The sequence below is a fragment of the Streptomyces bambusae genome, assembly GCF_019400985.1.
In the GTDB taxonomy this organism is placed as follows: Bacteria; Actinomycetota; Actinomycetes; order Streptomycetales; family Streptomycetaceae; genus Streptomyces; species Streptomyces bambusae_A.
The window spans coordinates 1-7,936 of sequence record NZ_WTFF01000329.1 but is presented as its reverse complement, the minus strand read 5'-3'; the positions used below and the strand labels follow the sequence as shown (position 1 = coordinate 7,936).

General features: G+C 71.3%; 10 protein-coding genes. 5 read left to right on the top strand and 5 right to left on the bottom strand.

Going from position 1 to position 7,936, the window contains the following annotated elements; genetic code table 11:
- Positions 1–290 (top strand): hypothetical protein (locus GPJ59_RS30325; protein ID WP_219671118.1); only part of this gene is annotated, 290 nt, incomplete at its 5' end.
- Between the two features lie 146 nt (positions 291–436).
- On the opposite strand, the gene GPJ59_RS30320 is transcribed toward GPJ59_RS30325, so the two are convergent.
- The gene (locus GPJ59_RS30320) at positions 437–1,078 is read right to left on the bottom strand and encodes a DNA-3-methyladenine glycosylase (protein ID WP_219671117.1); all 642 of its coding nucleotides are present in this window, start codon (positions 1,076–1,078) and stop codon (positions 437–439) included.
- A 145-nt stretch (positions 1,079–1,223) separates the two neighbouring features.
- Between GPJ59_RS30320 and GPJ59_RS30315 the strand changes: the two genes are divergently transcribed.
- From GPJ59_RS30315 to GPJ59_RS30305, 3 genes are all read left to right on the top strand, one after another.
- Positions 1,224–2,006 (top strand): sporulation protein, encoded by a 783-nt coding sequence (locus tag GPJ59_RS30315; RefSeq protein WP_219671116.1) that lies wholly within the window; start codon positions 1,224–1,226, stop codon positions 2,004–2,006.
- 87 nt (positions 2,007–2,093) lie between these two features.
- Positions 2,094–2,630 carry a YbhB/YbcL family Raf kinase inhibitor-like protein gene (locus GPJ59_RS30310; protein WP_219671115.1) on the top strand — a complete coding sequence of 179 codons (537 nt, stop codon included), beginning with the start codon at positions 2,094–2,096 and terminating at the stop codon, positions 2,628–2,630.
- A 148-nt stretch (positions 2,631–2,778) separates the two neighbouring features.
- Complete coding sequence (locus tag GPJ59_RS30305) at positions 2,779–3,282, top strand: HNH endonuclease (RefSeq protein ID WP_219671114.1); 504 nt, start codon at positions 2,779–2,781, stop codon at positions 3,280–3,282.
- Positions 3,283–3,446: 164 nt separating this feature from the next.
- On the opposite strand, the gene GPJ59_RS30300 is transcribed toward GPJ59_RS30305, so the two are convergent.
- The 4 genes from GPJ59_RS30300 to GPJ59_RS30285 form a co-directional block, all read right to left on the bottom strand.
- A complete protein-coding gene (locus GPJ59_RS30300; protein ID WP_219671113.1) occupies positions 3,447–4,223 on the bottom strand; it encodes a sulfite exporter TauE/SafE family protein in 777 nt (258 codons plus the stop codon).
- An 83-nt stretch (positions 4,224–4,306) separates the two neighbouring features.
- Positions 4,307–5,257: an SPFH domain-containing protein gene (locus GPJ59_RS30295; RefSeq protein ID WP_219671112.1), complete on the bottom strand. Its 951-nt coding sequence runs from the start codon at positions 5,255–5,257 to the stop codon at positions 4,307–4,309.
- Between the two features lie 161 nt (positions 5,258–5,418).
- Positions 5,419–5,847: an NfeD family protein gene (locus GPJ59_RS30290; protein WP_219671111.1), complete on the bottom strand. Its 429-nt coding sequence runs from the start codon at positions 5,845–5,847 to the stop codon at positions 5,419–5,421.
- Between the two features lie 51 nt (positions 5,848–5,898).
- Complete coding sequence (locus GPJ59_RS30285; RefSeq protein ID WP_219671110.1) at positions 5,899–6,699, bottom strand: ABC transporter ATP-binding protein; 801 nt, start codon at positions 6,697–6,699, stop codon at positions 5,899–5,901.
- Positions 6,700–6,829: 130 nt separating this feature from the next.
- On the opposite strand from GPJ59_RS30285, the gene GPJ59_RS30280 reads away from it, so the two are divergent.
- On the top strand, positions 6,830–7,624 hold the full coding sequence (locus GPJ59_RS30280; RefSeq protein ID WP_219671109.1) for a hypothetical protein: 795 nt from the start codon (positions 6,830–6,832) through the stop codon (positions 7,622–7,624).
- The last annotated feature ends 312 nt before the right edge of the window (positions 7,625–7,936 follow it).

Here is a 7,936-nt window from a genome sequence, read left to right as displayed (position 1 = left end):
GCCTCCCGGCCCCGAAGGACCTGAAGGACTTTTCAAAGGAACCTCGTCTCCGAAGAGACGGGGTATCAACATATCTGGCGTTGATTTTTGGCACGCTGTTGAGTTCTCAAGGTGCGGACGCTTCCTTCGTTCCCGTTTCCGGGCCCTCCGGGCGCTTCCTTCGTTTCCAACTCTACCACATTCATTTCCGTTCCGTTTCCGGTTTGGATTTGAATCCGGTTGGCCGTTGGAGTGGCCTTTTGCCTTTCGGCGTGTTCACTACGTTAGCGGATTTCCCGGGCGACTCATAATCGAGCCGGCGGCTACTGAATTCGGGCATGCCGAATTGATCCCCGCCAGGGTGATCCGTAGGTAGTGGTTGACCGCTCCGGGACTGCTGACAGCAGTGACCCGTTTCCAGCGGCTCGGGCTACGTTAGGGGTCCGCCATGGGCGAGTCAAGTTGAGCGGCGGCGTGGCGCGTGGGCCCGGTAGGGGCTCACCGTCGGGTCGTGGGTGATCCAGTAGCGGTAGGGATGGTGGGCGCCGTCGCCGCCCACTCCCGTGCGCGGACCGACACTGACCTGGTCGGCCGGGGTGGGGGTGCCTGCCAGGAGGGACAGGGGGGCGGTCGGGCCGGCGCAGAGGTCGGTGCCGTCGAGGGAGCGGTCGATGTCCAGGGCGGCCGCGAGGCGCGCCGGGCCTTTGGCGAGTTCCGCATCCCTTCTGGCCGAGATTCGACGTTTGCGGGCCAGGTCCGCGCCCACGGTGATCTCCCCGGCCCGCACCAGTACGCCGCTCGCATGGCCGGGCGGGCCGCACACCACGTTGAGGCTGAACCACATGCCATAGATGAAGTAGACGTACGCGTGGCCGGGCGGGCCGAACATCGACGCGTTCCGGGCGGTGCGGCCCCGGTAGGCGTGCGAGCCCGGGTCGGCCTCGCCCTCGTACGCCTCGACCTCGGTGATGCGCAGCTCGATCGGGCCGTCCGGAGTCCGGCGGACCAGGGTGCGGCCGAGGAGGTCGGGGGCCACTGCGAGGACCGGGCGGTCGTAGAAGTCGCGGGGCAGGGGCGTACGGTCGGGACGCGCGCTCATCCGGTCGAGCGTAGTGGACGGTGGGCGGCTGCAACCGGGGCCTAAGGTTCCGCGTAAGTAGAGGTAGTCGCACGAGGCTGGGCAGTCCCAGCCCGGCTCAGCCGTCGTACAAGCAGCTGAGTCATCACACAAGGGGAGTACGAGCATGGGGTTCAAGAAGCTGTTCGCGGCCCTCGGCGCCGGTGGGGCTTCGGTGGACACGATCATCACCGAGCCGAACGTGGTGCCGGGCGGGATCGTCCAGGGTGTCGTCCGTATCCAGGGCGGCAACGTCGAGCAGCAGATCGAGGGCCTGAACGTCGGCCTGCAGGCCCGGGTCGAGGTGGAGGGCGGCGACCAGGAGGTCAAGCAGGACATCGTCTTCACCAAGCAGCGGCTCGGCGGTGCCTTCCAGGTGCAGGCGGGTGCGGTGCACGAGGTGCCGTTCCACCTCGAGATCCCGTGGGAGACCCCGGTGACCCACTTCGCGGGCCACCAGCTGCACGGGATGCACATCGGGGTGAGCACCGAGCTGGAGATCGCCCGCGCGATCGACGCCGGCGACCTGGACCCGATCAACGTGCACCCGCTGCCGGCGCAGCAGGCGATCCTGGACGCGTTCGGGCAGCTCGGCTTCCGCTTCCGCAGTGCCGACATGGAGCGCGGCCACATCCGCGGTACGCGGCAGACGCTGCCCTTCTACCAGGAGATCGAGTTCCTGCCGCCGCAGCAGTACCACGGGCTGAACCAGGTCGAGCTGACCTTCGTCGCGGACGGCCGCGAGATGGACGTCGTCCTGGAGATGGACAAGAAGGCGGGGCTCTTCAGCGAGGGCAGCGACACCTACCGCTGCTTCCAGGTCGGGCTCCAGTCGTTCCAGGGGACCGACTGGGCGGGGTACCTGAACCAGTGGATCGCCTCGGTGGGCTCGCAGCGCAACTGGTTCTGAGCAACTGGTTCTGGGTTCCGGTGATCGGCCTGCTCTGCCCGTAGGCTCCGCAAGGACAGCAGTCCGGTCCGACAAGGAGGTCTGGTTGTGGTTGAGCAGGGCAGGGCGCCTCTCCCCCACGCGTTTCATCCGCCGGTGCACGAGTTCACGGTGTCCAGTGACGACATCGAGCACGGCGGGGAGCTGGGTCCCGGGCAGGCCAAGGCCGGCGGGGACGTCTCGCCGCACCTGCGGTGGGAGGGCTTCCCGGAGGGGACGAAGAGCTTCGCGGTGACGTGCTTCGACCCGGACGCGCCGACGGGCAGCGGGTTCTGGCACTGGGTGCTGTTCGACCTGCCGGCGTCGGTCACGGAGCTGCCGGCCGGCGCGGGCAGCGGGAAGTTCGAGGGCCTGCCGGCGGGCGCGGTGCACGTGCGCAACGACTATGGCGACAAGAACTTCGGCGGGGCCGCGCCGCCGGCCGGGGAGCGGCACCGGTACGTGTTCACCGTCTACGCGGTGGACCAGCCGAAGCTGGGACCGGACGCGGACGCCTCTGCCGCCGCCGTCGGATTCCATTTGCGCTTCCACACCCTGGGCCGCGCACACCTCATTGCGGAGTACGAGGTTCCGGCCGCGGGCTGACGTTCGCCCGGCGTTTGCCCGGTCCTGGTCTAAAGGTGACCAGGACCGGGCATTTTTATTGCGTTGTCCCGCGTGGCGCCCGCGTCCAGAGTGGTTCCGGGCCCTGCTGCCAGGGTGGTCGCGGGCCTGCACACGGGAGGTGGGCGAGATGCGGGACACGCTGGTGCTGAACGCGAGCTTCGAGCCGCTGTCGACGGTGACGCTGAACCGGGCTGTGGTGCTGGTGCTCCAGGACAAGGCCGTCGTCGAGGCCTCGCATCCCGAACTCCGTGTGCGCGGTGCCAGCGTGGATCTTCCGATGCCCCGGGTGATCAGGCTCTGCCGGTACGTACGGGTGCCCTTCCGAAGACACGCGCCGTGGTCGAGGAGGGGGGTGCTGGTCCGGGACCAGCACAGGTGCGCGTACTGCGGGCGGCGGGCGACGACCGTGGACCACGTGGTGCCCAAGGCGCAGGGCGGTGGGGACAGCTGGCTGAACACGGTGGCCTCGTGCGCCGAGGACAACCACCGCAAGGCGGACCGGACTCCGGAGGAGGCGGGGATGCCGCTGCTGCGCAAGCCGTTCGTGCCGTCGCCGACGGACGCGATGCTGTTCGGGCTGGGTGCGGGGCAGCGCGCGGCGCTGCCGGAGTGGCTGGCGCCCTCGGCGTAGGGAGCGTGTGACGACGACGGCGCGACGGCCCGTCCCCGGTGCGGGGGCGGGCCGTCGGCGCGTAAGGGGCCGGGGACCGGGTTCGGGGCGCCGGCTCCGGCTCCGGCTGCGGGCCCGCGTACGGCGGCCGCGTACGAGCCTGCGTACGGGCCTGCGTACGGGCCTCAGCGCAGCGTGAGTTGGACGATCGCGACGATGCCGACGACGACGATGACCGCGCGCAGGGCGGCCGGCGGGAGGCGGCGGCCTATCCTGGCGCCGAGCTGGCCGCCGAGCGTGGAGCCGACGGCGATGAGCAGGACGGCCGTCCAGTCGAAGTCGGCGACGAAGAGGAAGACGACGGCCGCGACGCCGTTGACGAGGGCGGCGAGGACGTTCTTGACGGCGTTGACGCGCTGGAGGTCCTCGTTCAGGAAGACGCCCATCAGGCCGACGTAGAGGATGCCCTGTGCGGCGCCGAAGTAGCCGCCGTACGCGCTGGCGAGGAGCATGCCGGCGTGGAGCACCGGTCCTCCGTCGCCGTGGGGGGCGGCGGCGTCGGAGCCGGCCTTCAGCCGCCGCTCGCGCAGGGCCTTGGCGAGCAGGGGCTGGGTGACGACGAGGACCAGGGCGAGGCCGACGAGGACCGGGACGATGGTGTCGAACGAGTCCGACGGCAGTGTGAGCAGCAGGACGGCGCCGGCCAGGCCGCCGACGAGGGTGGTGGCGCCGAGGCGCAGGATGCGCCGGCCCTGGCCCCGGAGCTCCTGGCGGTAGCCGAAGGCTCCGCTGAGGGATCCGGGCACCAGGCCCAGGGTGTTGGACACGTTGGCGGTCACCGGCGGCAGGCCGGTGGCGAGCAGCACCGGGAAGGTGATGAGGGTGCCGGAGCCGACGATGGTGTTGATGGTGCCGGCGCCGATGCCGGCGGCGAAGACCGCGAGTGCTTCCCAGATGGACAAGGCCATCTCCTTCGGATCAGTGAGACGCCTCCCCGCCATGAAGGTCGAGGGGCCTCACCGATCATGCAGGAGGTCCGTCGGCCTCAGTCGATCGGGGGCTGCTCGCGGCGCTCTGCGGCGGGCGGCTCCTGGCGCTGCTGGCCGATCGAACCGCCGCTCATCGGGCCGAAGTTGCCGATGGCGCCGGACAGGCCCTTGAGGGCGTCGCCGATCTCGCTGGGCACGATCCAGAGCTTGTTGGCGTCGCCCTCGGCGATCTTCGGGAGCATCTGGAGGTACTGGTAGGAGAGCAGCTTCTGGTCCGGGTCGCCGGCGTGGATGGACTCGAAGACCGTGCGGATGGCCTGTGCCTCGCCCTCGGCGCGCAGTGCGGCGGCCTTGGCGTCACCTTCGGCGCGCAGGATGGAGGACTGCTTCTCGCCTTCGGCGCGCAGGATCTCCGACTGGCGGACACCTTCGGCCTGGAGGATGGCGGCGCGCTTGTCGCGGTCGGCGCGCATCTGCTTCTCCATCGAGTCCTGGATGGAGGTCGGCGGCTCGATGGCCTTGAGCTCGACGCGGTTGACGCGGATGCCCCACTTGCCGGTGGCCTCGTCGAGGACGCCGCGCAGGGCCGCGTTGATCTCCTCGCGGGAGGTGAGGGTGCGCTCCAGGTCCATGCCGCCGATGATGTTGCGGAGGGTGGTGACGGTGAGCTGCTCGATGGCCTGGATGTAGCTGGCGACCTCGTACGTCGCGGCGCGGGCGTCGGTCACCTGGTAGTAGATGACGGTGTCGATGTTGACGACCAGGTTGTCCTGGGTGATGACCGGCTGCGGCGGGAAGGGGACGACCTGTTCGCGGAGGTCGATCCGGTTGCGGATGGAGTCGATGAACGGGACGACGATGTTGAGGCCCGCGTTGAGGGTGCGGGTGTAGCGGCCGAACCGCTCGACGATGGCGGCGCTGGCCTGAGGGATCACCTGGATCGTCTTGACCAGTGCGATGAAGACCAGGACCACCAGGATGATCAGGACGATGATGATCGGTTGCATGCGTTCCCCGTGCCCTTCCGGCTGCTGTCCGTGCTGCCCCGCTCATCGGAAGTCTCGCAGACCCCGGGGCCGCGAGTCGGCTGTTTACCCTGCCTGACGACTGTATGACGTCATGTCATCCGTCCTGGCCGGGGCGTCACATGACGACGGCGGTCGTCACGTCACATGACGACCGCGGTCGCCCCGTCGATCTCGACGACGTCGACCTGCTGGCCGGGTTCGAAGCTGGTGCCGGCGTCGAGGGCGCGGGCGGACCAGATCTCGCCCGCGAGCTTGATTCGGCCGCCGCTGCCGTCGACCCGCTCCAGGACGACGGCGGTCCGGCCTCTCAACGCGTCGATGCCGGTGCGGTGTTGGGGCCGCTGGTCGCGGTGGCGGTTGGCGATCGGCCGGACCACGGCGATGAGTGCGACCGAGACGACCGTGAAGACGAGGACCTGGGCGACCACTCCCCCGCCGAGGGCCGCCGTGACGGCGGCCGCGACCGCGCCGACGGCGAACATGCCGAACTCCGGCATGGCGGTGAGGACGAGGGGAATGCCCAGTCCGACCGCGCCGATGAGCCACCACACCCATGCGTCGATGTCCACGTGGTCATGGTAGGTCCGGCGGCGGCGGTCCGGACAGGGTGCGGTGCGGGGTCAGCGCAGGGGCAGGCCCTGGGCGGTCCAGCGGTCGTTGTCGTTGCGGGCGACGACGAGCGGGAGACCGAAGCAGACGGAGAGGTTGCGGGAGGTCAGTTCGAGGTCGATGGGGCCGGCGGTGACGACCTTGCCCTGGCGGATCATCAGGACGTGGGTGAAGCCGGGGGCGATCTCCTCGACGTGGTGGGTGACCATGGCCATGGAGGGGGCGAGCGGGTCGCTGGCCAGGCGGCCGAGACGGCGTACGAGGTCCTCGCGGCCGCCGAGGTCGAGGCCGGCGGCGGGCTCGTCGAGGAGCAGCAGCTCGGGGTCGGTCATCAGGGCGCGGGCGATCAGGGTGCGCTTGCGCTCGCCCTCGGAGAGCGTGCCGAACTTCCGGTCGAGGAGGTCGGTCATGCCGAGGCGGTCGAGGAAGGCGCGGGCGCGCTGCTCGTCGACCTCCTCGTACTCCTCCTGCCAGGTGGCGGTCATGCCGTAGGCGGCGGTGAGGACGGTCTCCAGGACGGTCTGCCGCTTGGGGAGCTTGTCGGCCATGGCGATGCCGGCCACGCCGATGCGGGGGCGCAGCTCGAAGACGTCGGTGCCGGGCTTGCCCAGGGTGCTGCCGAGGATGGTGGCGGTGCCCTTGGTGGGGAACAGGTAGCTGGAGGCGACGTTGAGCAGGGTGGTCTTGCCGGCGCCGTTGGGGCCGAGGATGACCCAGCGCTCCCCTTCCTTGACCGACCAGGAGGCCTGGTCCACCAGTGCCCGGCCCTCGCGGACCACGGATACGTCCACCAGCTCCAGAACATCGCTCATGAGCGTGTTGTCACCCCTTGCAGTCACGGTTCTCTGTGCGCCTGTGGACGCAGCCCCAGGCAAACCTACGCCACTCGGCGCGCGGTCCGGGGCCGGGGCCCGGCCCGGGCGGGCTGCGTAGGGTGGGGGAATGCTTGTCGAACCACGTTCAGGGCGCTTGGCCGCCTGGGGGAACGCTCTGCTCGCCGGTCTCGTCTCGCCCGACGAGGCCGCGCTGTCGATCGTGGGCGAGGACGCGGTGCACCGGGTGGCGGGGCTGCCGGGCGAACCGGGTCCGGTGGGTCTGACGCTGGCGCTGGGCCGACTGCGGGCGCTGGGCGCGACGGGGCTGCGGGTCGCGCTGCCGGCGCCGGGGCATCCGCTGGGGCTGAGCGGTCCGCCGGAGTTCAACGCGCGGGCGTTGGACGCGGAGGAGGCGGTGGTCTGCGTGGGTGCCGCGCTGGGGCTGGTGCCGGAGGTGGCGGAGGCCGGGCCGGCGGGTGACGTCCACGTCTCGGTGGTGTGGCACTGCCTGCCGGTACGGGAGGCGCCGCCGGCCGACGTACCGTCGCTCGGCGAGGCGGAGCGGGAGCTGGCGGAGGCGCTGCGGGAGGCGACGACCGTGCTGACGCGGCTGGACGTGGCGGCGTCGGGGCCGGTGGCGGAGGCGGCGCTGTCCGCGTACCGGGCCCGGGCGGAGGCGGGCCGCGAGGTCCTGGCGCCGGGGTACCCGCCGCGGGCGGTCCGGGTGCTGGAGCTGGCGCAGCGGGTCGGCCTGATGGTGTCCCTGGCGTACGAGCGGGGCCACGGCGGCGCGGTGTCCGCGTCGGAGATCGGGGCGCGGGCGCAGGCGCTGCGCCCGGTGGAGCGGGTGGCCCGCCGGGCCCAGGTGGCGGCGTACAACGCGGCGGTCGAGGAACGGGACCGCCGCCGCGACCGCGACTGAACCGTGCGGGGGGCTCTGCGGGAGCCCGGGCGCCACGGGGAACCGGGCTGCCGCCCGGGCCCGGGCATGCCGTGCGTGGCGGAGCACTGCCCGGCCCCGCGTCCGAGGCCGTCGTAGCGGCTCCGGGCACCCGTTCGCACCGGCACGCGCGGATCCGCGCTTACGGGCGCCGAGGGATCGGCGCCTGTGTCGGCTGTATCGGCGCCCGGCGGCGTATCAGGCCGACCGCACCGGCGGCGCATCGCCGACGGTGCGACGCCGGCGGTGCGTGCAGGCCGGGGGCCGGGGGGGCGGGGTCCGGGGGGGGGGGGG

What these genes read in the sequence shown, in the direction of transcription:
- GPJ59_RS30320 (WP_219671117.1), bottom strand. Translation starts at nt 1,078, where the DNA reads ATGAGCGCGCGTCCCGACCGTACGCCCCTGCCCCGCGACTTCTACGAC.
- GPJ59_RS30315 (WP_219671116.1), top strand. Translation starts at nt 1,224, where the DNA reads ATGGGGTTCAAGAAGCTGTTCGCGGCCCTCGGCGCCGGTGGGGCTTCG.
- GPJ59_RS30305 (WP_219671114.1), top strand. Translation starts at nt 2,779, where the DNA reads ATGCGGGACACGCTGGTGCTGAACGCGAGCTTCGAGCCGCTGTCGACG.
- GPJ59_RS30295 (WP_219671112.1), bottom strand. Translation starts at nt 5,257, where the DNA reads ATGCAACCGATCATCATCGTCCTGATCATCCTGGTGGTCCTGGTCTTC.
- GPJ59_RS30285 (WP_219671110.1), bottom strand. Translation starts at nt 6,699, where the DNA reads ATGAGCGATGTTCTGGAGCTGGTGGACGTATCCGTGGTCCGCGAGGGC.
- GPJ59_RS30280 (WP_219671109.1), top strand. Translation starts at nt 6,830, where the DNA reads ATGCTTGTCGAACCACGTTCAGGGCGCTTGGCCGCCTGGGGGAACGCT.